A 23,502-nucleotide genomic window follows, 5' to 3' on the forward strand; every position below is an offset into this window, starting at 1 on the left:
GTTCTCGGGTGGCCGCCACGTGAGAGGAGCATGGCCGGGATCAGTCCCGCCGCAGGATCAGTCCCGCCGCAGGATCAGTCCCGCCGCAGGATCAGTCCCGCCGCAGGGTCAGGCCCTGCCCAGCTACCGGGATGCCCTAAGCGGACTTACTTAGCTCCTTCCAGCTCCTTCTGAGCTGCGATGGCCTGATCCAGCGCGGTCTGCAGGTTCTTCTGGGCCTGCCCGTAGGCCGCCCAATCCCCGCTCTTCATCGCGCTATCTGCCTGACCCACCGCCTGCTTCATGCTCTGCAGCGCGGCATCCAAACGCTCCTGCGGGGTGCCACCCGCGGCCGGAGCCGGAGCGGGAGCCGCGGCACCCGGTGCAGCGCTGGGCTGCTGGGGCGCGGGTTGGGTGGGCGTCGTCGTACCGGGAGTAGGCGCGGCGCCCGGGGTAGTACCAGGCGTGCCCGCCGCGGGCGCCTTGCCATCACCGGCGGAAATATCTTCCTTGACGTTCTGCAATCCGGCGTCCCCGGCCTGGGCACCCGAATCACCCCCGAAAGTCTGGTTGAGAGCCTCTTCCAGGGTGGGCGCGAATCCGATATTCCCATCACCGAAAGCAGTGAGCACGTACTGCATGAGTGGGTAGGTGGTGCCCTGCGAAGCCTGCACATAAACCGGCTGCACGTAGAGCATGCCCCCGCCCACCGGGAGCGTGAGCAGGTTACCCATCCGCACCGTGGTACCGCCCGAACGCAGCAGGTTGAGCGCGCGGGAAACATTCTGGTCGGAAAGGAAGTTGTTCTGCGCCTGGCCCGGGCCGGGTACCGTGAGGTCACGTGGCAGCTCGAGGAGCCGCAACTTGCCGTAGCCCTCGCGTTTCTCCCCCGGCGTGGATCCCGCGTTGGAATCCACCGCGAAGAAACCTGTCATAATATTGCGGTCCGTCTGCCCGCCCGGGATATAGCCCGTGGATAGGGAGAATTCCGCAGAATCCTGGCCCGGCATCTGCAACGTCAGGTAGTAGGGCGGCTGCTTGCTATCGGTTTGCGCCGCGGCGATCCCGCTAGCCCCAGCGGTATCCACCGCCGGTTCGTTCGGAACATTCCAGAAGTCACCACCGGAGTAGAAGGAGGCAGGATCCTTGACGTGGTAGCGCGTCAGCAGCGAGCGCTGGGTCTTGAACAGATCCTCCGGGTAGCGCACATGCGCCATGAGATCACCGGACATCTTGTCCATCGGCTGCACCATGCCCGGGAAGATCGACTCCCAGGCCCGCAGGATCGGGTCTTTCTCATCCCACTTGTAGAGGGAAACCGAACCGTCATAGGCATCCACAACCGTCTTGACAGAGTTACGGATGTAATTGACGTCTTGGCCGGAGGCCGCCCCGTACATGCCGCGCGAGTTGAGGGCGTCCGTGGTGGCCGCCGCCAGGGATTCCCGCGCCGAATAGGGGTAGTTATTCGAGGTGGTGTACCCGTCGATAATCCACACGAGGCGCTTAGGAGTAACCGGATCCCCATCCATATCCACCACGGCCGGGTAAGCCTTGGAATCAAGCGTGAGGTAGGGGGCCACCTTGCGCACCCGCTCGTGCGGGTCGCGGTTGAAAAGAATCTGCGATTCGGAAGTCACACGATCGGAGAAGAAAATATCGGTGGAGCGGAATTTGATGGCAAACATGAGTTTGTCAAAGAAGTTCCCGACCGAGGGGCCGCCGTCGCCGGTATAGGTATTGAGAACCTGCGAGCCTTCCGCAGCATCGGAGGGATAGTCAATTTCCCAGGGCGCGGTTCCTTCCGGGGCGCCAACAATGGAGTATTCGGGGCTGTTCTGCCCGAAGTAGACGCGCGGCTCGTATTCACCCAGCTCACCTTGGGAAGGGATGCCGTACTGGAGGAATTGCGGGGCGCCGGAGGCGGAAGTGGTATTGCCGTAGGCAGCCACCACGCCGTAGCCGTGGGTGTAGACCGTATGGTCATTCACCCAGTTGCGCTGATCCGGCCCCAGGCCGTCCAGGTTGAGTTCTCGCACCGCGATCACGGTATCCCGGTCCGTCTTATTGAGGTTGTAGCGATCCACCGCCAGCTGGGAGGCGAAACCGTAGTACTGGCGGTTCTGCTGCATCTGGTTGAAGGTGGGGGACACAATATTCGGGTCGAGGAGGCGGATTTGCGCGGTGGATTCCGCGTCATTGCGCAGCTGCCCGGCTTCCGCATCGGTGCGGGCGTTATAGGGAATGGTCTCCACGTTATCCAGGCCGTATGCCTTGAGGGTGGCCGAAATATTGCGGTCAATATACGGTGTTTCCATCTCGATAGCATTCGGGGTGACCCGGAAGCGCTCCACCAGTGCCGGCCAGGCCCAGCCCACCGTGGCCCCGGTGACCAGGGCCACCACCAGCCCGGCGGTAATAATCCGCCAGGAACCGCGCAGCGCCGAAATCACGAAAAGCACCGCGATGGCCAGGAAGGTGATCGCGAGGATCGTGAGCCCGGGAAGCTTAGCGTTAATATCCGTATAGGACGCCCCGGAGAAACGATCATTATTGGACAGCAGCAGGGTGTAGCGACTCAACCAGAAGTAGGCAGCCACCAGGATAAAGGCCAGCAGCCCCAGCACGGAGAAATGCACCCGAGCCCGGTTGCGTACCCGCACCTTGCCCGAATCCAACGTGACCCCGCCGTAGAGGTAATGGCCCAGCACCGCACCAATCGCCCCGATCACCAGCAGGGTAATCGCGAAGCTCAACGCTGATTGCAACACCGGGAGCGTGAAGACGTAGAAGGCCACATCGCGCCCGAACTGCGGATCCGTATCCCCGAAAGGTGTGCGGAAAATCCACATGAGGTAAGTGCGCCATTCACCCGCCAGCGGCGCGCCGAAAATCAGGCCGGCGAGCAGCGGCAGGCCCAGGTTGGTGGCCCAGCGGTACTTTTCCGCCGCCTTGCGGTAGCCCGCGACGCTGGGGGCCTGGATGCCCTCATCTTTTGTGCGCGCGAGGCGGAAATTCAGCCACAGCACGATGGCAACCAGGAGGGTGCCGATGGTGCCCAGCGCGATGGTCCAGCCCCATTGGGTCCAGAACACGCGAGCCGCGCCGATTTGTTCGTACCATTTAACGTCGGTGTAAACGCCCGATCCGACGACGAGCGCCACGAGCAGAATGGCGAGAACACCCAGTGTCCACCAAAAAGCTCCCGGCGTCTCCCGCCTCAAACGGGGATGTGCGGTTGTACTCAAACGAAATCCTCAACTTCTTCCGCGGCGCAGGGGTGCGCCCGGCCATCACTATTCCCTATCAAACATAGCGGAAAAAGCTGAGAATCGCGCGTGCGTCAACGGTTTTTTGGTACGACGACGCCGCCCGCGAACACGCACCTACCGGCCCGCAGCCATATCCTGGCAGGTGGGGAGTTTCGGGGTACGCCCCGCGCCGATGTCCCGGACGGCAGCTGCGGCGTCGTCAAAATTCCGGACCGCCCAGATACGTAAGCCTTCCGGTTCGTACCCGATTGTTTCCCCGCAATTCGCGGCCGGGGCGAGGAAATCGGTGGCGCCCCGCTCGCGCGCCCCCACGATCTTGTGCTGGATTCCGCCGATGGGCCCCACCTCCCCGTTGAAAGCGAGGGTGCCGGTGCCGGCAATAACGGCACTGCCGCCCAGGGAGCCGGGGGTGAGTTCGTCGTACATGCCCAGCGCGAATATGAGGCCGGCCGAGGGCCCGCCGATGCCTTCCACCGCGTAGGTGACGGTGGCCGGGAGCTGCACGTCCTCAACAGCGAGGGACACTCCCAGCAGGGAGCCGGGGTGGATCCAGCCGGTTTCATCCGGCGGGAAGGGCGCGGTAATAATTGTTGTGGTGCCGGCTTCGCTGCCGCGCTGGTAGGAAACCGTGACGGTGCTCCCCGGTTCGGTAGCGTGCAGGACTTTCGAAAGTTCCCCGAAAGTGGAGACGGTGGTGGGTGCGGTGCCCGGGGCAGCAATGCCGGTAATAATATCGTCTGCTTCAAGCTGACCGGCCGCCGGGGAGCCTTCCGGAATGTCCACCACCCGCAGCTTCATGGTGACGTGGTGGCCGGCCTTTTCCAAAGCAACTCCGGCCGCGACGGTTTGGGAATTATTCATAAGTTCGGCATTGCGGGCATCGTCTTCCGCGCTGGAAAGCGTGGGCGGGTAGAGCAGGCGCACCGGCAGTAGCTGGGATTCCTGATCGACCAGCGCCCACAGGGCGTGGGCGCCCAGGGTTCCCGCCTCGGGGTTCCCCGCCGCGGACACCGTGGTCATATACAGCTGGGTATCGGTGGGATAGGTAGGCACACCCTCCACGCTGACCAGTCGGGTACCGGCTACCTCCCCGGTCACATCAAGAGCCGGACCGGCCATTTCCACCGTGTAGGCACCCGGCAGCAGGAGGGTAAGGACCGCCAGACTCGCAAACACAAAACCGCTGCGGCGCGCGGGATGGGCACCGCGGCGCGCGGAACGGGGACTACCTACCTGACCACGTTTTTTCATCACCTCTCCATCATGCCTGATCGGGCAGCGCAGTCCTACCGTTGCTCACGTGGTCCGCCGCTCACACACGGCCTCGGTAGTGCAACGGCCCGGCTCCTGTGCCAGGGGCGGAGGCGCCTACCCGCGCGGGCCCGCGGTGTTTTAGGCTTAGTGGTGGACCTCGAGGAGAAGAATGACTGAGAATTCACAGCCGCGTGACGAATGGGAAAAGATGCTGCGGGCGGTCCTTGGCGATGAGGCTGCCGAGGAAATCCTGCGTTCCCTCGCCCCCGGCGGCGATGTAACGTCCGGGAGCAGCACTGGCACCGGCACGAGCGGCGGAGCATTCCCCGGACTTCCCGGGATGGGTGGTGGGACCGGCGCGGGCATGCCAGCTGATATCGGCCTGGTGATGAATCAGATTCGCGCCATGCTCGGTTCCTCGGGTGAGGGGCCGGTCAATTGGAAAATCGGAGAGCAGGTCGCCCGGGATACCGTGAATAAATCCGGCCCGGGCCTTCCCACTGCCGCCGCGGGTGATCAGGCCCGCTCCGCGATGGACGTGGCGAGTTTGTGGCTGGACCCGGTCACGGTTTTCGATCCGCCGCGCGGCCCCAACCAGGTGTGGTCGCGCCTGGACTGGATTGCTCATTCCCTTCCGACCTTCCGGAAACTCACCGCTCCGGTCGGTGCGAACCTCGCGCGGGCTTTCGGCGAGGCTCTTAGTTCCCAGCTGGAACGTGCCCCGGAGGAGATGCGCCAGATGCTTTCGGGCGGAATGCTCGGGGGGATTCCCGGCGGGCTCGAGGGGATGCTCTCCGGAATGACGGCGTCGTTACTGGGAATGCAATACGGCCAGGGGCTCGCGGAGCTGGCCCAGATTTCCTTCGGCACCGCGGACGCCGGTTTCCCGCTGGTGGAGGGCGAAACGGCCGCGCTGGTGCCGGCTAATATCTCCGAGTTCGCCGCGGGCTTGGATGTGGACGCGCGCGAAGTGGAGCTCTACGTGGCGGTGCGCGAACAGGCCGCGGCCCGGCTCTTCTCCCAGGTCCCGTGGTTGCGCAGCACAATTCTGGATGCTGTTGCAGCGTACGCCGCCGATATCGCCATCGATACCGATGCCATCGAGGAGAAGGTCCGCGAACTCCAGCTTGATCCCGAACAGCTCATGTCCGGGCACATGCCCCAGCTGGATATGAATGAAGTTTTCGCTTTTACCCGTACGCCCGCCCAGCAAGCCACGCTCGAGCGCCTGGAGCATATTGTTTCGCTGGTGGCCGGCTGGGTCAGTGCCGTTACGAGCACCGCGGTGGCGGCCCAGCTGCCCCACAGCATGAAACTGTCGGAGGCTCTCACGCGCCGCGAGGTGACCGAGGCACCGTCAAACCGGGTTTTTGGTCCACTTGTTGGTTTCGATATCGCGCCGCGGCGTTTGCGCGAGGCGGCAGCTTTCTGGGCGCGCGCTGCCCGCGAGCGCGGAATGGAGGGGCGCGACGCACTCTGGAAGCATCCCGATTTGCTGCCGCTACCCGAGCACCTGGATAACCCGGACGGTTTCTTCTCCCCGGAGGCGCAGCCTTCCGCGCTGGATGAGGAGCTGGACGCTTTCCTCGAGGAACTGTTGAGCAGTAGTGATGGGGGCACACCTTTCGGGAACGCGCCGCACGAACCGGGTTTCGGTACGACGACGCCACCCCCGGCCACCGGGGACTCGAGCACTTCCGATCCCACCGCGGGATCTGAAGATACCGATACGTCCGGGCCTGAGGAGCCGCGGGACTACCGCTAGCTCTTTGCGGGTCACCCGAGGTGGCTGTCACCACCCTGGTGAGCGAGCCTGCTGTGGATAACCAGGGCAGCTTTGGGGATATTACCCGTGCCTGTGGATGGGCTTTCGCGCTTGTGCGGCGTGCTTTTTATGCTGAGGCCATGGTTCTTATCAAGGTGGTCTCATGATGATTCGCTCGCCGCTGGGGGTGTACTGGTCGGATACGCATGAGGTGCAGATCGGTCTTGATCCGCGCGTGGCGCTGCGGCTGGCGGGGCTTTCTGTGGCGGAACAGCAGGCGGTTTCGTCCTTAGCATCCGTCGGTACGGAAAGTGAATTCTTAGATGCGTGCGAGCGGCGCGCGGTGGGCGAAAAGCGGGCGCGCTCGCTTCTGGGCACGCTTCGCAATTCCGGCTTGCTTGACACTTCCCCGCCCTGTTTCCCGGATCTGACCTGGCGCACAGTTTTCGTTGAGCGTTTGGATGCCCTGGCGGTGGAGATCTGTACGGTTCTTGCTGCCGGTGGCCTGGGCTATATTCTCACCTCGGATACCAGCAGACCACACGGCACTGACCACCCGATTTTCCGGCGGCCGAGTTGGCGTACGTTCACGCGGCACCAGGCTCTTCAGAGTTATTTTCGCGAGCGTGGCTGGGGAACTACGGTCATCAAGGTTGATGCGGGGGCCTGTCAGGTCACGCCGCTGGGAATGGAACGGGCCGCCGGGCACGCAAATCGCGGGGCAGCCGCCGGGCACGCAAATCGCGCGGAGTCCAGACCGGTCGCGGCGGCCCCGGGATGCGGTAGGCCAGATCTCGCGCTGGTGACTTCTTTGCAGCTACCGGATCCGCTGCGGTGTTCCCCGTGGGAAATGGAGCGTATACCTTATCTGCTGGCCTATATCGAGGATATTGATATTCGGGTGGGCCCGGTGGTGGTTCCGGGGAGTGGGCCGTGTGCCCGGTGTTTGCTTTTCGCGGCGATGGATGCGGATCCGGCCTGGCGTTATCTGGCTCCGCAGGTATTTAGTACCCGCGGGAGCGCTCCGTTCACTCCCGGGGTTGCCCTCGCGGCAGCTCTCGCGGTGCACGGTGCTCTTCTGGCCCTGGGTGGGCAGGCGGAACACGCTCGGGGAACGCAGTGGGTGGTGCCACCACTGCCCAGTTTCCCCTATCGGGTTGTGCTTTCCTCGCATGAGCGTTGTTCTTGCGAAACGGGCCCCGCGGCAGCCTAGGGGCACTACCCGCCATGCGTGCCCGCACTCAGTGTTCGGCCAGCAGGGCGAGGATCTCCTCCCCGTAGATAGCAAGTTTCGTGGCGCCCACCCCCTTGATCTGGGCGAGGGCGTGGATGCTGCGGGGTTTTGCTATCGCGAGGGCCCGCAACGTGGTGTCATGGAAAATTGTGTAGGCGGGTTTGCCGGTAGTTTGGGCACGTTGAGCCCGCCAGGCTACGAGTTGCTCAAAGAGCGCCACATCTTCGGGATAGTCAGCGGCGAATTCTTCCGCCGCGGCCCGCGAGCGACGCCGGTAGCGGGTGGCCCGCGAGGTTTCTTCCCCTTCTGGTTGCGGCCACAGCCCGGTAAGGAAGCGGGAGACTTTCCGGCCGGAACGATGCCCGGAGGAGGCGGCATAGGAAAGCTGCAAAAATTCTTGGGCCCGTGTGATTCCCACGTAGAGGAGACGGCGTTCTTCTTCAATGGCTGCCGGTTTCTTCGCGAGGGAAATGGGCATGAGCCCTTCGCTCATCCCTACCAAGAAAACCGCTTCCCATTCCAGGCCCTTGGCGGCGTGCAGGGAGGAAAGGGTGACGCCTTCCAATTCGGGAACGTTCTGGGTTGCGGCGCGTTCTTCCAGTTCCACCACGAAATCAACCATAGAGGCATCCCGGCTATCCTCCATATCCTCCGCGAGGGTGATGAGAGCGTGGAGGGCTTCCCATTTTTCCCGGGCCGAGCCGGCAGTGGACGGTGCTTCATCCCGCCATCCCATCTGGCGCAGCACGGTGCGCACATTATCCGCCAGCGGGCCATGTACCCCGGAGCGCGCCGCAGCGCGCATGGCCACCATAGCTTCGCGTACATCACGGCGCGAGAAAAACTTTTCCGCCCCGCGCACCTGGTAGGACACCCCCGCTTTGGATAGCGCTGCCTCAAATTCTGCCGATTGGGCATTGGTGCGATACAGAATGGCTATTTCCGAGAGCGCGGTGCCTTCCGCGGCGAGCGCTTGGATAGCGCGCACGACTCCGGCGGCTTCCGCCCCATCCGATTCGTACTCCTGGAACGTAACCGGGCGCCCGGAGCGGCGCTGCGAGACCAGCCGCACCGCGCCTTCTGAAACATCATCGGCAATAACGGTATTCGCAGCCGCCACGATTTGCGGGGTGGAGCGGTAATCCCGAGTGAGTTCAATGACGCGAGCACGTGGGTATTCCTGCTGGAAGCGGGCGAGGTAAGAGGAGGACGCGCCCGCGAAGGAGTAAATGGTCTGGGAAACATCCCCGACGACGCACACATCTTTCCGGTCCCCCAGCCACAGCTGCAACAGGCGATGCTGGAGGGGGGACACATCCTGGTATTCATCAACCACGAAGTGGCGGTATTGCTCACGTATCTGGCGGGCGATATCCGCCCGATCCAGCAGGATCCCGACGAGGAGGAGGAGAACATCATCAAAATCGAGGACGCGACGTTCGGTTTTGACTTCTTCATAGGTTTTCGCCAGCCGTGCAATATCGGTACTGAGCTGGCCGGCGACTTCCCCGCGCCCGGCGGCCAGGGCGGCTTCCGGGTAGTTATCCGGGCTAATCATGGATACTTTGGCCCATTCAATTTCCGCGGTGAGATCGCGGATACTCACTTTATCGGTAGGCAGGCCAATCTGACCGGCAGCCTGGGAGACCAGCCCGAATTTCGATTCGGTGATCCGCGGGATGGTTCCTCCCACCGCGGTTCCCCAGAAGTAGGAGAGTTGGCGCAAGGCCGCGGCGTGGAATGTTTGAGCCGGCACCCCTCCCACCCCGAGATCCCGCAAACGCGAACGCAATTCCCCGGCCGCGCGGGAGGTGAAAGTAACCGCCAGCACGTTCTGTGGCACGTAGGCCCCGCTGCGCACCCCGTAGGCGATCCGGTAGGTAATAGCCCTGGTTTTTCCGGTTCCCGCACCGGCACGCACACACACCGGACCGCGTAATGCGGTAGCGACCGCGCGCTGATCCGGATCCAGAAATTCCAGCAATTCCTCGGGTGAATCCATCGTGTTCCTCCTTGCCCTCTCAGGATGCCACACGCTCCCGACAGAAATTTTCCCCTTATCGAAACCCGTGGCGCGCCGAGCCTCCCCACCCTTAAGATCGCTCTATGGCTGATTTCACAATGTATACAACGCCCTGGTGCGGCTACTGCCGTAACCTTTCTGCCCAGCTCAAGCGGGCCGGTATCACCTGGAACGCGGTGAATATTGAGGAAGATGAGGCCGCGGCCGCTAAGGTTGCCTCCCTCAACGGCGGCAATAAAGTGGTGCCTACCCTTGAATTCGCCGACGGCGCCACCCTGACAAATCCGAGCCTGAAAGAAGTGCAGGCAAAACTCGCCAAACTCGCCTCTTCCGGGAGCTAAGACTCACACTCGAGCCAGCTCCGGCGCCGCCCCGCAGCAGCGCCGCCCCGGAATAGCGCCGGAGCCAGTGCGCCCCACGTGCTACCAACCCAGATGGGGGCGAATGCCGGGGCCGTACCAATCGGTGATAAGAGCCGCGGCAACCGAAGAAGGTCCGGGCAGGGTGAGGCTCCCCTCGCGCAGGGCCTCATCTAATTGGGAGATGCTGTAAAAGGCCGCGTGGTCGATTTCTTCCCCGTCCACGCGCACCAGGGCATCCGCCCCGCCCGCCCGGGCTTCGGCCTGCGGATCCACCCACGCCACGTAGGCGATCATGAGGGAACGCGGGAAGGGCCAGGGCTGGCTGGCGAAATAGCGAATTTCACCCAGCGGAACTCCCACTTCTTCGCGCACCTCGCGGCGCACCGCCGCTTCCAGGGACTCCCCCGCTTCGGCAAAACCGGCGAGCACGGAATGGCGCCCGGCCGGCCAGCGCGCATTATGCGCCAGCAGGATGCGATCCTGAGAATCAAGCACCGCCATAATGACGGCCGGGTCAGTGCGCGGAAATACCACGTGGCCTTCCGGGCAGTGCCCGCTCCACCCGCTGGTATCCACGGTGATGCGCTGGCCGCACACCGCACACCAGCGGGTGGCCCGCCAGGTATTGAGGATCGCCACCGCCGCGGTGACCAAAGCGGACATATCCGCGCTCCAGGACGGTGCGTAATTCTGCAGCGAGCCGATCCGGTAGCCCGGAGCATCCACTTCCGGGTTATCACGGGTGGGTCCGCCCCCGATAACAGCGGTGAGATCGCACGCAAAATAGGGGCGCCCCGCAACTTTCCCGAGGTAAACAGTCGGGGAATCCACGGTGGTGCGCGGGAGTTCCGCGCGGCTCAGGAGCAGGGGCGCATCGTCATGATCCAGAACGGCACCCCACCCCGAAATAAGCAGATAGCCCGCATTTTCCGCCAATTCCGCCAGGCGTTGCGGATCGTTGCGGGAAAGTTCATCCCGGTCCAAATTCCCGCGCGCCAGGATTAAATCGCCGTCGTACCCCACCATCGTGCCCCTTCCGGAACCGGACCCGTGCCGGTCACCCTTCCACCAAAATTCTAATATCACTCTTCTGGATTCTTGCCGAACGCCGATATTTTGCGACAATACGAAGGTGACTTCATTACCGGCTTCTTCCCCGACCGCTTCTCGGTACGTGGCACGCGCCTCCGAGCGCGCCCTGCCCGTCCGGTTGCGGCCCGTGCGTTTGGGGGCGCACCTCACCGATACCGGGGCGGATTTTGCCGTCCTGGCTCCGCACGCGACCGCGGTTGACCTGTGCCTTATTGACCGCAGTGCCTCGGGTATGACCGAGCGTCGCTATTCCCTGCATCGGGACGCGAGTTTCACCACCTGGGTGGGGCATGTATCCGGGGTGCGCGCCGGTCAGGAATACGGCTACCGGGTCCACGGCCCGTGGAATCCCGATACCGGGATGCGTTTCAACCCCGCGCAATTCCTTCTTGATCCCTACGCGCGGGCCATTACCGGCACCCCGCGCCTGGGACCCGAATTGTACGGTCACAAAGTTAATGATGCTCTGGATCCCGTCCCGCTTCCGCCGCAGCGTGACGATACCGATTCCCTGGACGCCATGTGCCGCGGCGTCGTCACCGCACCCACGGAAACGCATATCCGCCACCCGTACACGCCCTGGTCCCATACGGTTATCTACGAAACGCACGTGCGCGGACTCACCCAGCAGCTGGCGGCGCTCCCCGAAGAATTACGAGGTACCTACGCCGGTCTGGCTCACCCGATCGTCACGAATTACTTGCGTTCCCTGGGCGTGACGGCCGTTGAGCTGCTGCCCATCCACGCGAAAATGTCCGAACCGTTCCTTACCGAACGTGATCTCACTAACTATTGGGGCTATTCCACCCTCTCTTATTTCGCTCCCGAGCCGAGCCTAGCCACCGCCACGGCGCGGGCCGCCGGCCCCTTGGCGGTACTGCAGGAAGTGCGCGATATGGTGGCGCGTCTCCACGATGCCGGCCTGGAAGTCATCCTTGACGTCGTCTATAACCACACCTGCGAAGGTGGGGTAAACGGGCCAACCGTCTCACTACGCGGTTTTGGACAAACTACCTATTACATGCAGGTGCCTAACCAGCCCGGTCAGTTTTATGACACCACGGGCACCGGGAATTCTCTGGATTTCCGGCGCACGCCCGTGCTGCAGCTCACCCTCGATTCGCTGCGCTATTGGGTCAGCGATATTGGCGTGGATGGATTCCGTTTCGACCTGGCTGCCACCCTGGCACGCCGGGGCGATCATTTCGATACCAACCATCCCCTCTACCTGGCCATGGCCACCGATCCTATTCTCTCCAACGTCAAGCTCATTAACGAGCCCTGGGATCTGGGGCCGAACGGCTGGCAAACCGGCAATTTCTTACCGCCCACCGCGGATTGGAATGACCGCTATCGCGATTCCATCCGGCAGTTCTGGGTGGCTGATCAGCGGGCAGTTGCCGGAGGCGGTCTGGGCGGGGACCTGCGCGATCTGGCAACGCGCCTGGCCGGCAGCGCCGACCTGTTCGGGCACGGGCGCTCCCCTTCCGGGCGCGGTCCGCTCGCCTCCGTCAATTTCATTACCGCGCACGACGGTTTTAGCCTCTACGACCTGGTCTCCTACGATTCCAAACACAATGAAGCCAACGGAGAAAACGGGCGGGACGGCACCGATAACAACCGCTCGTGGAATCACGGGGTGGAAGGCGAAGGCAGCGACACCGCCCCGCTTCCCGAAAACGTGCTCAGCGCGCGTACGCGGACCATGCGCAACCTCATCGGCACGCTAGTTTTCAGCGCCGGGGTGCCTATGCTCTACGGCGGCGACGAATTTGCCGATACGAAATTCGGGAATAACAACGCCTACTGCCAGGACAATCACGTGTCCTGGCTAGATTGGGATCACGAAGAATGGCAGCGCGAGCTACAGGCAACCGTGGCGTATCTTTTCCGTTTGCGTTCCGAGCACCGCGTCTTGCGCCCGAGCATGTTCTACACCGAATCGCCCTCCGGGCGCGATCACATCCCCGATTTACAGTGGTTTGCGGATACCGGTGAACCGATGCCCGAGCACCGGTGGTTCGATCCTTCGAATCGCTTGCTGCAAATGCTGCGTTCCGGTTCTGAGCGCGACGCCGATGCGCTCGTGGTCATTAACGGCTCAAATCATCACGTTCCTATCCGCTTCCCGCAGGGGCGTGGTAATCCCTTCGCGCTGGCCTGGGATTCTTCCTGGCCCACCCCGCGTTCCTCGGAGCGTATCTACCAGCCCGGGGCCTCCACCCGGGTGGAGCCGCTGACGATGCAGCTTTACTTCGCCAATCCGGAGCGGTAGCGGGCAGCTGCGCCGTCGTGCTACCCACACGCCCGCATCCCTCGTAACCGCGCGCGGCCGCGGCCGGGTGGCCGCGAAACGGAAACCGCAAGAAAAGCTGTCGCGGCGGCGCCTACAATAGACAAGCAGAGCATGCTTCCGGGAAATACGGGGCATGGTCTGGGTGTATGACTGAAGGAGCAAGGTATGAGTGTCGAGGAATCCCTCGAACGGTCCACGTCCGCCGCGTCCCTGGCGCATGCGCAGCGCCTGAGTGAGAAAATCAAGGAGAAGATCTCTACTTCTCCGGAGGAATTCCGGGTTCTCACCGGGGATCGTCCCACCGGGAATCTCCACCTGGGGCACTATTTCGGTTCGCTGCGCAACCGGGTGGAATTACAGCGTAAGGGTGTGGAAACCTGGCTTGTGATCGCCGATTTTCAGGTCATTACAGATCGCGATGGTACCGGCCCTATCCGGGAGCGGGTGCGTTCCCTGGCCACTGATTACCTCGCGGTGGGTATCGACCCGGATGCCGCGGTTATTTTCCCGCATTCAGCTATTCCCGGCCTCAACGAACTCATGCTCCCCTTCCTGTCTTTGGTGACCGACGCCGAACTGCGTCGCAATCCCACCGTCAAGGCGGAACACGAGGCAACCGGCGGGCGGCCCCTGTCCGGGCTACTGCTCACCTACCCGGTGCACCAGGCCGCGGATATTCTTTTCTGCAAAGCCAATCTGGTACCGGTGGGTAAGGATCAGCTCCCCCACCTCGAACAGGCCCGCGTGATCGCTGATCGTTTTGAGGCTCGCTACGGCCGCCCGGCCGGGCGTGAAACCCCGGTGTTCCCGCGCCCGCAAGCCCTGCTTTCCGAAGGCACCTCTATTTTGGGGCTGGATGGCGCCAAGATGAGCAAATCGCGCGGTAACACCATCGAAATCGGTATGAGCGCGGATGAAACCGCCAAGCGCATCAAAAAAGCGGTCACGGATTCGGATCGGCATATTACCTACGATCCGGAAAACCGCCCCGAAGTGGCGAATCTGCTGCTGCTGGCTTCGCTGGCGCAGGGGCGGCCCGCCGCAGAGATCGCGGATGAAATTGGCGACGGCGGGGCCGGAACTCTGAAGAAGATCGTCACCGAATCAATTAATGAGATGTTTGCCCCTATCCGGGCTAAGCGCGCCGAGCTCGTCAAGGATCCCGGCTACGTAGATGGGATTGTGCGCCGGGGCATTGACATCGCCAATGAGCGCGCCAATAAGACGCTCGCGGAGGTGCGTGAGGCACTCCAGATGGTGTATTAGCCGCGCGGCGGGCGCGGTTCCGGTGTTGCCACTTCATAAAGGGCGCGGGAGGCCGGGTACTTTTTCCGAGATGTACTTCGCATGTACAACAAGTGCAGTACAGCTTGGAAAACACATAGTCCCTCCCGTGCGCCGTGCCTAGACTCGTATATACGACGACGCAGCCAGCCTGCCACGCGTCCACCCCCGCGGGCCGGTGTGCCAGAAGCCCGGAAACCTAATAGGATTGGGCTTGTGAGCATCCTTACACAGACGCATCATCGGCTCGCGCGCCGCCGCTTGAGCCGTGGGATCGCTGCCGTTTGCGCGCACGCCCGCCATATGTCGCCCGAGGATACGAGGAGATAAGCCATGTCCATTGAACCGACGACGCCCGCGAAGAATTCGGCCCCCACGCCCGAAAAGAAGCTGGCAGCCACGCCCGCAACTACGCCCGCGGCCGCGAAGCCAGCCGCCACGAAGAAACCGGCAGGCACAAAGGCAGCAGCGTCGAAGAAACCTGCGACCACCCGGCGCTCGACGAAGAGCAGCAGCACCGCGAAAACCACCGGCGCGTCAAAGGGCACCACAACGGCAAAAGCCCCCGCCCAGGCCAGCACCGCGAAATCCACGCGAAGCACCAGCACGGCTAAAACGGCTAAAACCACAAAAACCGCGGCGAAACCTGCGGAAGCCACCGCGAAAGTCGCCACCTCCCCCACCACCCACGGCCGCCCGAACCCGGAAGGCTACCCGCCGGCGTTCCCGCAGGCTCCCATGGCCCCCGCCCCCGCTCCACGCGCCAATATCGCCCGCATCCCGATTATGGATGTAACCCCGTGCGTGCAAAACGGCTCGTTGGCAGCTAAGGGAACCGTCAACGAAGCTTTCCCCGTGCAGGCCACCGTATGGCGTGAAGGGCACGATCTTTTCGGCTGCGAAGCCGTCCTTGTTGATCCGCAAGGTCGCGAAGTTCAGAGCGCTCCCATGGTCTTGGTACGCCCGGGCCTGGGGCGTTACGAAGGCTGGCTCACCCCCACCGCGCCTGGCGATTGGGCTTTCTTCGTGCGTTCGTGGTCGGATCCCTTGGCCACCTGGCGTCATACCGCCGAAACGAAACTCCCGGTCGGCCAGGATATTGACCTGGTGTTCCTCGAAGCCGAGCAGCTACTCAAGAGGGTGGCGAAGTTGCTGCCGCGCGGCTCACAAGACCGGCCGGCGATTAATGATGCTATCGACGTCGTTCGAAAAAAGTCCATCCCGGCTTCGGTACGTTTCGCGGCCGTAACCTCCAGCGTCGTCGAAGATATTATCCACCGCTATCCGGTGCGTGATTTCGTGAGTGAATCGGCGCGCTTCCCCCTCGCCGTGGACCGCGAACTGGCCCTGCACGGCGCGTGGTACGAAATGTTCCCGCGCTCGGTAGGAGCGTGGCGCGACGACGAAGGCACCTGGCATTCCGGGACCCTGCGCACCGCAGCCGAAGATCTGCCGCGCATCGCCTCCATGGGCTTTGACGTGGTGTACCTGACTCCGATTAGCCCGATTGGCCTGACCGATCGTAAGGGGAAGAATAATTCGCTGATCGCCCAGCCCGGTGAACCCGGCTCCCCCTACGCTATCGGCAGTGAGGCGGGCGGGCATGACGCCATCCACCCGGATCTGGGCACTTTCGAGGATTTCGATGCTTTTGTGGCCGCCGCCCGGGATCTGGGCATGGAAGTTGCCCTCGATATTGCGCTGCAATGCTCCCCGGATCACCCGTGGCTACACGAACATCCCGAGTGGTTCTTGCATCGCCCGGACGGTACCATCGCTTTCGCGGAAAATCCCCCGAAGAAGTACCAGGATATTTACCCGCTCAATTTTGATGATGATCCGGAAGGCATCTACCAGGCGGTCAAGGGCGTGCTGGAAACGTGGGTTTCGCACGGGGTTACGCTGTTCCGGGTGGATAATCCGCACACCAAGCCGGTGAGTTTCTGGCAGCGGCTCCTGGCCGAATTCCGCCAGACTCACCCGGAGGTTATTTTCCTGGCCGAGGCTTTCACCGCCCCGCCGATGATGCGGGGCCTGGGCGCGGTAGGCTTCCACCAGTCCTACTGCTACTTCGCGTGGCGTAATGAAAAGAAGGAAATCGAGGACTACCTGTGGGAGGTGGGCCGGGAATCGGATGCGATGTTGCGTCCCACTTTCTGGCCGACGACGCACGATATCCTCACCCCCTACCTGCAGCATTCCGGCCCGAACGGGTGGAAAATCCGCGCGATTTTGGCGGCAACGGGCTCGCCCACATACGGGATTTACTCCGGGTATGAATTCGTGGAATCGGAGCCGCGCGGCAGCTTTGAAGAAATGAATAATAACGAGAAGTACGAATACCGCCCGCGGGATTACAGCCGCGACCCCTACGGTATCCAAGGGCTTCTCACCCGTCTCAATGAGATCCGCAAGGAGCACGTGGCCTTCCAGCGCCTGCGCGGGATCACCATTAATCCCACGTCGAACCCGAATATTTTGTGCTTCACGAAGGTGGCGCGCCCGGAGGAAACTCCTTCGGGAACCGCGGACCGGGTGATTGTGGTGCTCAATCTCGACCCGCACACCACCCAGGAAGCGGAGATCTCTCTGGATATGTCCGCTTTCGGTACCTTCGATGCTAGCGGCCTACCGCGGGGCGACGCGCCCGAGCATATTGAGGTGGTGGATGAGCTGGGCGGCGGGCACTTCCAGTGGAATAACCGGCCCTTCGTACGCCTCAATCCCTTCACTACCCCGGCGCATATCCTCTCGGTAAAGGCCTGATTGCATGTCCCTTCCTTCCCTCAATGCGGCCACGTCCGGGCCTCGCGTCGCCCAGTCCGAATACCGCGGGCTCAGCGATGATCCGGAGTGGTACCGCCACGCGGTGTTTTACGAGGTTCTGCTCAAGGCTTTTGGGGATACCGATGCTGATGGCGTCGGTGATATTCGCGGCCTTATCGCGCACCTCGATTACATCCAGTGGCTGGGGATCGACTGTATCTGGATCCCGCCGTTCTACCCCTCCCCGGGGCGGGACGGCGGGTACGATGTTGCCGATTACACCGCCGTGGATCCCCGCTACGGCACGATGGATGATTTTCGGGAGCTTATCGATCAGGCCCACCGGCGCGGCATCCGCGTGATTATCGATATTGTTATCAACCACACCTCCGCGGATCACCCGTGGTTCCAATCCTCCCGCGCGAATCCGGAAGGGCCCTACGGGGATTTCTACGTGTGGTCAGATACCGATAAAAAATATGAGGATGCCCGAATTATTTTTGTGGACACCGAGGTATCGAATTGGACTTTCGACCCGGTGCGCAAACAGTATTTCTGGCATCGTTTCTTCTCCCACCAGCCGGATTTGAATTTCGATAATCCCAAGGTGCACGAGGCGGTCCTCAACGTTTTCCGTTTCTGGTGCGAACTGGGGGTAGACGGGCTGCGCTTGGACGCTATCCCCTACCTCTATGAGCGGGAAGGTACGAATTGCGAAAACCTTCCGGAAACGCACGCGTTTATCGCGAAGGTGCGCCGGGTCCTCGACGAGGAATTTCCCGGCACGCTGTTGCTGGCGGAAGCTAATCAGTGGCCGGAAGACGTCGTCGAATATTTCGGGACGGAAGAAGCGCCCGAGTGCCACATGTGCTTCCACTTCCCCGTGATGCCGCGTATCTATTACGCCTTGCGCGACCAGCGTGCCACCGCGATCCGGGAGATTCTGGAGCGCACGCCCGCGATTCCGGCCGGGGCCCAGTGGGGTACTTTCTTGCGTAATCACGATGAACTCACCCTGGAAATGGTGAGCACGGAGGAACGTGCCCTCATGTACGGCTGGTATGCCGATGATCCGCGCATGCGAGCCAACGTGGGGATCCGCCGCCGCCTCGCCCCACTGCTGGGGAATTCCCGGGCGGAAATTGAGCTGGCGCACGCACTGCTACTTTCCCTGCCCGGCTCGCCCTACCTCTACTACGGGGACGAAATCGGGATGGGCGACAATATCTGGTTGCCTGATCGTGACGGCGTGCGCACCCCCATGCAGTGGAGTCCGGATCGCAACGCCGGTTTTTCCACCGCGGATCCGGGTCAGCTCTACCTGCCGGCTATTACTTCGCTGTCCTATAACTACCAGGCGGTCAACGTGGAATCGCAGCTGGCACAGCCGGCTTCGCTGCTCCACTGGGTTCACGGGATTCTAGAGGTGCGGCGCGGGCACCCGGCCATGGGCTCGGGTGATTTTGTGCTGCGTGAAGCGAATAATGACGCGATCCTCGCTTTCACCCGTTCCTGCCCGGAGGAGACCATCCTCTGCATCATGAACCTGGCCAATACCCCGCGTGCCGGGCGCATTGAGCTGCCTGATTACGCCGGCTGGTTGGCCACGGATGTATTTGGCGGGGCCGGTTTCCCGGAGGTTCGCGCCGATGGTAGCTACGACGTAACGCTGGGCAGCCGTGATTTCTTCTGGCTCAAACTGGATGCACCCGGACAGGCGCAGCCCGGCCCGGTAGAGGGCGCACGAGCGGAAGAAAGCGGAGAGCAGGTGGACTTCGCGGCGCTATCCCGCCCGGCGCAGGTGGATGCGGCGCTGCCGGCTCCTGCGGGAGCGGCACCTGCGGGAGTGGCACCTGCGGAAACGCCCGCCACTGCGGACAGCGCAGCGCGTGACGAAGGGAGCGTAGCGTGAGCTGGGATATCGGTGAGCAGATGCCGGAACTTGAGTCGTGGATGCACGCCCGGCGCTGGTACCGGGGCAAACCCCACCCGCTCTACCTGCGCGCCCGTGCCGACTTTGCGTGCGGAGCAGAGTCCTTCACCCTCACCTGGTGCATTATCGAAGCCGGGACCGTGCTTTATAACGTCCCGCTGCTCCTTGCCCCCGATACCGTGGTGCCAGCCGCACCCTTCCCTAGCAAAACCGCCCTGGTTACCCGCGCCCGCGGCCACGTTATTTTCGATGCGACGACGCATCCTGCCGGTCAGCATTTCCTCTTCGAGGCTGCCACGGGCCAGCCGGGCAGCAAACCTAGCATCAAGTCCCCGGCGGCCAGCAACGCGGGTAACCGGCCCGGCGCGAGCACCCTCCACCTGGTCACCCGTCCGGCCGGCTTCCCGGGCAGCTACCGCAGTGCCCGACCGCTGAGCGGCGAGCAATCCAATAGCTCGATTATTTACCAGACCAGCACCGTGCCCCTCATTATCAAGCTGTTTCGGGTGCTGAGCCCGGGGGCGAACCCGGATGTGGAATTGCAGGCCGCGCTTTCGGATACCGGCACAGTCCCCGCGCAATGGGGTTCGGCAGCGCTCGTGGGTGGCCCGGCCGCAGCGGGCAGCGATGTGCTGGTGGCGCAGGAATTCCTCACCGGTGCCCACGACGCCTGGCGCGTGGTCACGAGTTCCTTCCCCGCCGCGGATTCGCCCGGCCCGGATACTTCGACTGCTGCCGCGGATATGCCCGCGCCGAATTGCCCGCCCGCCGCGCCGGATCAAGCCGCCGCGCTACTGGGCGATTTCGCTGAGCGTATCCGCGAGCTGGGAGCCCTGACCCGCGCGTTCCACACCGCGCTCGCCACCCGACTCGGCACCATCGCGGCGACGCCGCAGCTGCGCGAAGCGCAGCTGGCCAGCTGGCAGTCCCGCGCCCGCGCCGCCCTGGCGGCAGTCCCGGAGCTGGAAAACCACAGCGCGCACATCACCGCAGTTTTCGCCGCTGCCGCAGCCACCCCCTGGCCGGCCCTCCAGCGCATTCACGGAGATTATCACCTGGGGCAGGTCGTGGATGTCCCCGGGCGCGGCTGGGTGGCCCTCGATTTTGAAGGTGAGCCCCTGCGGCCACTCTCCGAGCGTGTCACCCCCGACCTCGCCCTGCGCGATGTGGCCGGCATGCTGCGCTCCTTCGATTACGCCGGTGGCCAGGGCGAACGCGATGGACAGCCCGCTGCTCGCATGCGTGCCTGGACCCGAGCCGCCGAAGGCGCATTCCTGGCCGGCTACGGCGACATTCCCTCCGAGCACCGGCCCCTGCTGCGAGCCCTCCTTCTCGACAAGGCACTTTACGAAGTTGTCTACGAGGTCAATCAGCGCCCGGACTGGATCGATCTGCCCCTGGGCGGAGTCCACCGCCTGCTCGAGAACTAGCAGATCAGCAGGTCAGCCCGCCGCGGCCGCGGCGGGCTGCGGCGTCGTCGCCCTTGACACGCCACCACCCGCGCCCGCAAGCTCCCCGCACCCGGCCCGCGCGCTGTCCACGGCAGGCGCCCGCGGCCCGAGATCGCGCATCTTTCAGGTATCCTGGGAGATGTAGATAGTCGCGCGGTACTTCCCGGAAATTCCGCGATACCGCTTGGCAGGACACAGCACATCACCGGCGCGCGCGGGTGGTTTCCCGCTCTGACCGCCTACGCTCCATCGTGCAGAGAGGCACACATGTCTGATTACGTAGAAGTTGATGAAGGCACGCTCGAGGCTGTTTCCAAGGGTTGGTACTACGCACCCCACGATGTCCTCGGGCCCCATTCCAACGGCAGCACCGTCACGATTCGCACCATTCGGCGGCTCGCTGATGCGGTATTTATTGAAACGCTGGACGGGCGGGTGCCGGCCGTGCACGAATACAACGGGATTTGGCGCGCGGTGCTCGATACCCCCAACGTGCCCGACTACCGGGTGGTGGCCTCCTACGGGGGTGTGGAAAGCCGCGGGGATGACCCGTACCGTTTCCTGCCAACCCTGGGTGAAACCGATATTTACCTCATTTCGGAGGGGCGCCACGAAGAATTGTGGAACGCATTGGGCGCGCATGTGCGCCATTTCCCCTCGGTCCTCGGGGACGTGACGGGCGTGGCATTCTCGGTATGGGCTCCCAATGCGCTCGCCGTGCGGGTGGTCGGTGATTTCAACGGCTGGGATGGTTCCCTGCACGCGATGCGCTCCCTGGGCAGCTCAGGGCTGTGGGAACTCTTCGTACCGGGCGCCGGCGCGGGGGCGCGCTACAAGTTTGAGATCCAGTACAAGGATCTGAGCTGGCACCAGAAGGCCGACCCCATGGCTCGCTACAGTGAAACCGCGCCGTCCACCGCCTCCATCGTCACCGAATCCACTTACGAATGGAACGACGACGCTTGGATGGCCCAGCGTACCGATCCGGCGTCCGGGCCGGTTTCCATTTACGAAGTCCACCTGGGTTCGTGGCGCAAGGGGCTTTCTTACCGGGAGCTCGCCGACCAGCTCATCGGGCACGTCAAGTACTGCGGCTTCACCCACGTGGAATTCATGCCGGTCGCGGAGCATCCTTTCACGCCCTCGTGGGGCTACCAGGTGACCGGGTACTACGCCCCCACCTCCCGCTACGGTACCCCCGATGATCTGCGCTACCTCATTGACCGGCTGCATCAGGCCGGGATCGGGGTGATTACCGACTGGGTTCCCGCGCATTTCGCCACCGACGAGTGGGCGCTGGCCCGTTTCGACGGCCAGGCGCTTTACGAGGATCCGAATCCGCAGCGCGGCTCGCATCCGGATTGGGGCACCCTGGTCTTCGATTTCGGGCGCCGCGAAGTGCGGAACTTCCTGGTCGCCAATGCGCTGTACTGGCTGGAAGAATTCCATTTCGACGGCATCCGCGCGGACGCCGTGGCCTCCCTGCTCTACCTGGACTACTCCCGGGAAGCCGGGCAATGGCAGCCCAATATTTACGGTGGCCGGGAAAACCTCGAGGCGATTTCCTTCCTTCAGGAAGTCACCGCCACCGCCTACCGGCGCAACCCCGGCGTCATGATGATCGCGGAAGAATCCACCTCCTGGCCGGGCGTCACGGCGATGACGGATAGCGGCGGGCTCGGCTTCGGCCTCAAGTGGAATATGGGCTGGATGAATGACACCATCCGCTACTTCGAGGAAGAACCGGTCAATCGGCGCTGGCACCACGGGGAAATCACTTTCTCCATGGTCTACGCCTATTCGGAGAACTACCTGCTACCCCTCAGCCACGACGAAGTGGTGCACGGCAAGGGCTCGCTCTACCAAAAGATGCCCGGGGACGACTGGCAAAAGCGCGCCGGCGTGCGCGAATTGCTCGCTTACCAGTGGGCGCATCCGGGTAAGCAGCTACTGTTCATGGGCCAGGAATTCGGGCAGATCCGCGAATGGAACGACGACGCATCTCTCGACTGGTGGCTAACCGACCAGCCCGAACACGATGGCATCTTGTCCCTTGTCAAAAGGCTCAACGAGATCTACGTGGATCACCCGGCCCTGTGGAGTGATGATTTCACCCCGCACGGATTCGAGTGGATTGACGGATCGGACGCTGATAATAACGTCATTACCTTCCTGCGCCGCTCCGCGGATGGCAAGGATGTTGTTGTGGTGGCCTGCAATTTCGCGGGTATCCCCCACCACGATTACCGCATCGGTTTGCCGGACGGCGGGACCTGGACGGAAGTGCTCAATACCGACGCGGTGGAATACGGCGGTTCCGGGGTGGGTAATCTCGGGGAGGTCCACGCGGAGGAGATCGGCTGGAACGGCCGGCCCTACTCGGCTCCGGTCCAGCTTCCCCCGCTCGGGGTGGTTTATCTCCACCACGCGGCTGAGAAACTCGCGGGCGTTGAGGCAGGCGAAGCCCTCGATGCAGAAGCTGAAGCAACAGCAGGAACTGAAGCTGAAGCTGAAGGTGGTGCGGCCGGGGCGGCTGGCGGGGATGCCACGGCTGGCGGGGATGCCACGGCCGGCGGGGGCGATGAGGGCACGGAGGAATCCGCAGCAGCTGCGGCCGCCTAAAGCAGCAGGCTACGGCAGCCGCCTAAGATAGCCGCCTCCGCGCGCCGCGTACTAGCTCCTTCGCGGCGGCGCCTGGCAGCGGCGCAATAGTGGGCCCACAGCGCCCGCGCGATGGCCAGGCGCTGGTTTTGACCCCCGGACATCGTGGTATCTTCCCCGAGCACCGTGT

Annotated in this window: 14 protein-coding genes; 9 read left to right on the top strand and 5 right to left on the bottom strand. The window is 63.1% G+C overall.

The window, feature by feature from the left end; genetic code table 11:
- Nucleotides 1-146: 146 nt before the first annotated feature.
- Together ACRQEG_RS08910 and ACRQEG_RS08915 are read right to left on the bottom strand one after the other, a co-directional pair.
- Nucleotides 147-3,227: a UPF0182 family membrane protein gene (locus tag ACRQEG_RS08910; RefSeq protein WP_320757352.1), complete on the bottom strand. Its 3,081-nt coding sequence runs from the start codon at nt 3,225-3,227 to the stop codon at nt 147-149.
- Nucleotides 3,228-3,365: 138 nt separating this feature from the next.
- Nucleotides 3,366-4,502 carry a YlbL family protein gene (locus ACRQEG_RS08915; protein ID WP_320757353.1) on the bottom strand — a complete coding sequence of 379 codons (1,137 nt, stop codon included), beginning with the start codon at nt 4,500-4,502 and terminating at the stop codon, nt 3,366-3,368.
- Nucleotides 4,503-4,674: 172 nt separating this feature from the next.
- Between ACRQEG_RS08915 and ACRQEG_RS08920 the strand changes: the two genes are divergently transcribed.
- Both ACRQEG_RS08920 and ACRQEG_RS08925 read left to right on the top strand, forming a co-directional pair.
- A complete protein-coding gene (locus ACRQEG_RS08920; protein ID WP_320757354.1) occupies nt 4,675-6,270 on the top strand; it encodes a zinc-dependent metalloprotease in 1,596 nt (531 codons plus the stop codon).
- Between the two features lie 163 nt (nt 6,271-6,433).
- Nucleotides 6,434-7,483, top strand: a complete 1,050-nt coding sequence (locus tag ACRQEG_RS08925) for a hypothetical protein (RefSeq protein WP_320757356.1) — start codon at nt 6,434-6,436, stop codon at nt 7,481-7,483.
- 28 nt (nt 7,484-7,511) lie between these two features.
- Here ACRQEG_RS08925 and ACRQEG_RS08930 read toward each other — a convergent pair whose 3' ends face one another.
- Nucleotides 7,512-9,506, bottom strand: coding sequence for an ATP-dependent helicase (locus tag ACRQEG_RS08930; RefSeq protein WP_320757357.1), 1,995 nt, complete (start codon nt 9,504-9,506; stop codon nt 7,512-7,514).
- 104 nt (nt 9,507-9,610) lie between these two features.
- Here ACRQEG_RS08930 and ACRQEG_RS08935 point away from each other — a divergent pair, with 104 nt between their 5' ends.
- Nucleotides 9,611-9,868, top strand: a complete 258-nt coding sequence (locus ACRQEG_RS08935) for a mycoredoxin (RefSeq protein WP_320757358.1) — start codon at nt 9,611-9,613, stop codon at nt 9,866-9,868.
- 81 nt (nt 9,869-9,949) lie between these two features.
- Here the strand turns inward: ACRQEG_RS08935 and nudC are convergent, their stop codons facing one another.
- Nucleotides 9,950-10,915: an NAD(+) diphosphatase gene (gene nudC, locus ACRQEG_RS08940; protein WP_435730963.1), complete on the bottom strand. Its 966-nt coding sequence runs from the start codon at nt 10,913-10,915 to the stop codon at nt 9,950-9,952.
- Nucleotides 10,916-11,021: 106 nt separating this feature from the next.
- Here nudC and glgX point away from each other — a divergent pair, with 106 nt between their 5' ends.
- Both glgX and trpS read left to right on the top strand, forming a co-directional pair.
- Nucleotides 11,022-13,256 (top strand): glycogen debranching protein GlgX, encoded by a 2,235-nt coding sequence (gene glgX / locus ACRQEG_RS08945; protein ID WP_320757360.1) that lies wholly within the window; start codon nt 11,022-11,024, stop codon nt 13,254-13,256.
- Between the two features lie 186 nt (nt 13,257-13,442).
- Nucleotides 13,443-14,543: a tryptophan--tRNA ligase gene (gene trpS, locus ACRQEG_RS08950; protein ID WP_274736164.1), complete on the top strand. Its 1,101-nt coding sequence runs from the start codon at nt 13,443-13,445 to the stop codon at nt 14,541-14,543.
- A 257-nt stretch (nt 14,544-14,800) separates the two neighbouring features.
- Here trpS and ACRQEG_RS08955 read toward each other — a convergent pair whose 3' ends face one another.
- Nucleotides 14,801-15,235, bottom strand: coding sequence for a hypothetical protein (locus ACRQEG_RS08955; RefSeq protein ID WP_320757361.1), 435 nt, complete (start codon nt 15,233-15,235; stop codon nt 14,801-14,803).
- Nucleotides 15,236-15,299: 64 nt separating this feature from the next.
- Here ACRQEG_RS08955 and ACRQEG_RS08960 point away from each other — a divergent pair, with 64 nt between their 5' ends.
- The 4 genes from ACRQEG_RS08960 to glgB all read left to right on the top strand — a co-directional run bounded on the left by ACRQEG_RS08960 (nt 15,300) and on the right by glgB (nt 23,333).
- Nucleotides 15,300-17,327: an alpha-1,4-glucan--maltose-1-phosphate maltosyltransferase gene (locus ACRQEG_RS08960; protein WP_320757362.1), complete on the top strand. Its 2,028-nt coding sequence runs from the start codon at nt 15,300-15,302 to the stop codon at nt 17,325-17,327.
- A 4-nt stretch (nt 17,328-17,331) separates the two neighbouring features.
- A complete protein-coding gene (treS, locus tag ACRQEG_RS08965; RefSeq protein ID WP_320757363.1) occupies nt 17,332-19,239 on the top strand; it encodes a maltose alpha-D-glucosyltransferase in 1,908 nt (635 codons plus the stop codon).
- Nucleotides 19,236-20,690: a hypothetical protein gene (locus tag ACRQEG_RS08970; RefSeq protein ID WP_320757364.1), complete on the top strand. Its 1,455-nt coding sequence runs from the start codon at nt 19,236-19,238 to the stop codon at nt 20,688-20,690. The genes treS and ACRQEG_RS08970 overlap by 4 nt, the downstream gene beginning before the upstream one ends.
- 288 nt (nt 20,691-20,978) lie before the next feature.
- A complete protein-coding gene (gene glgB, locus ACRQEG_RS08975; protein ID WP_435733856.1) occupies nt 20,979-23,333 on the top strand; it encodes a 1,4-alpha-glucan branching protein GlgB in 2,355 nt (784 codons plus the stop codon).
- The last annotated feature ends 169 nt before the right edge of the window (nt 23,334-23,502 follow it).

It is taken from the genome of Actinotignum stranguriae (assembly GCF_051265215.1).
GTDB classification, from domain to species: domain Bacteria; phylum Actinomycetota; class Actinomycetes; order Actinomycetales; family Actinomycetaceae; genus Actinotignum; species Actinotignum schaalii_C.

Excerpts from the sequence above, each read along its gene's own strand:
- ACRQEG_RS08960 (WP_320757362.1), top strand. The coding sequence starts at position 15,300 with ATGGCCCCCGCCCCCGCTCCACGCGCCAATATCGCCCGCATCCCGATT.
- ACRQEG_RS08930 (WP_320757357.1), bottom strand. The coding sequence starts at position 9,506 with ATGGATTCACCCGAGGAATTGCTGGAATTTCTGGATCCGGATCAGCGC.
- glgB (WP_435733856.1), top strand. The coding sequence starts at position 20,979 with ATGTCTGATTACGTAGAAGTTGATGAAGGCACGCTCGAGGCTGTTTCC.
- treS (WP_320757363.1), top strand. The coding sequence starts at position 17,332 with ATGTCCCTTCCTTCCCTCAATGCGGCCACGTCCGGGCCTCGCGTCGCC.
- ACRQEG_RS08915 (WP_320757353.1), bottom strand. The coding sequence starts at position 4,502 with ATGAAAAAACGTGGTCAGGTAGGTAGTCCCCGTTCCGCGCGCCGCGGT.
- ACRQEG_RS08925 (WP_320757356.1), top strand. The coding sequence starts at position 6,434 with ATGATGATTCGCTCGCCGCTGGGGGTGTACTGGTCGGATACGCATGAG.
- ACRQEG_RS08920 (WP_320757354.1), top strand. The coding sequence starts at position 4,675 with ATGACTGAGAATTCACAGCCGCGTGACGAATGGGAAAAGATGCTGCGG.
- ACRQEG_RS08935 (WP_320757358.1), top strand. The coding sequence starts at position 9,611 with ATGGCTGATTTCACAATGTATACAACGCCCTGGTGCGGCTACTGCCGT.
- trpS (WP_274736164.1), top strand. The coding sequence starts at position 13,443 with ATGAGTGTCGAGGAATCCCTCGAACGGTCCACGTCCGCCGCGTCCCTG.
- nudC (WP_435730963.1), bottom strand. The coding sequence starts at position 10,915 with ATGGTGGGGTACGACGGCGATTTAATCCTGGCGCGCGGGAATTTGGAC.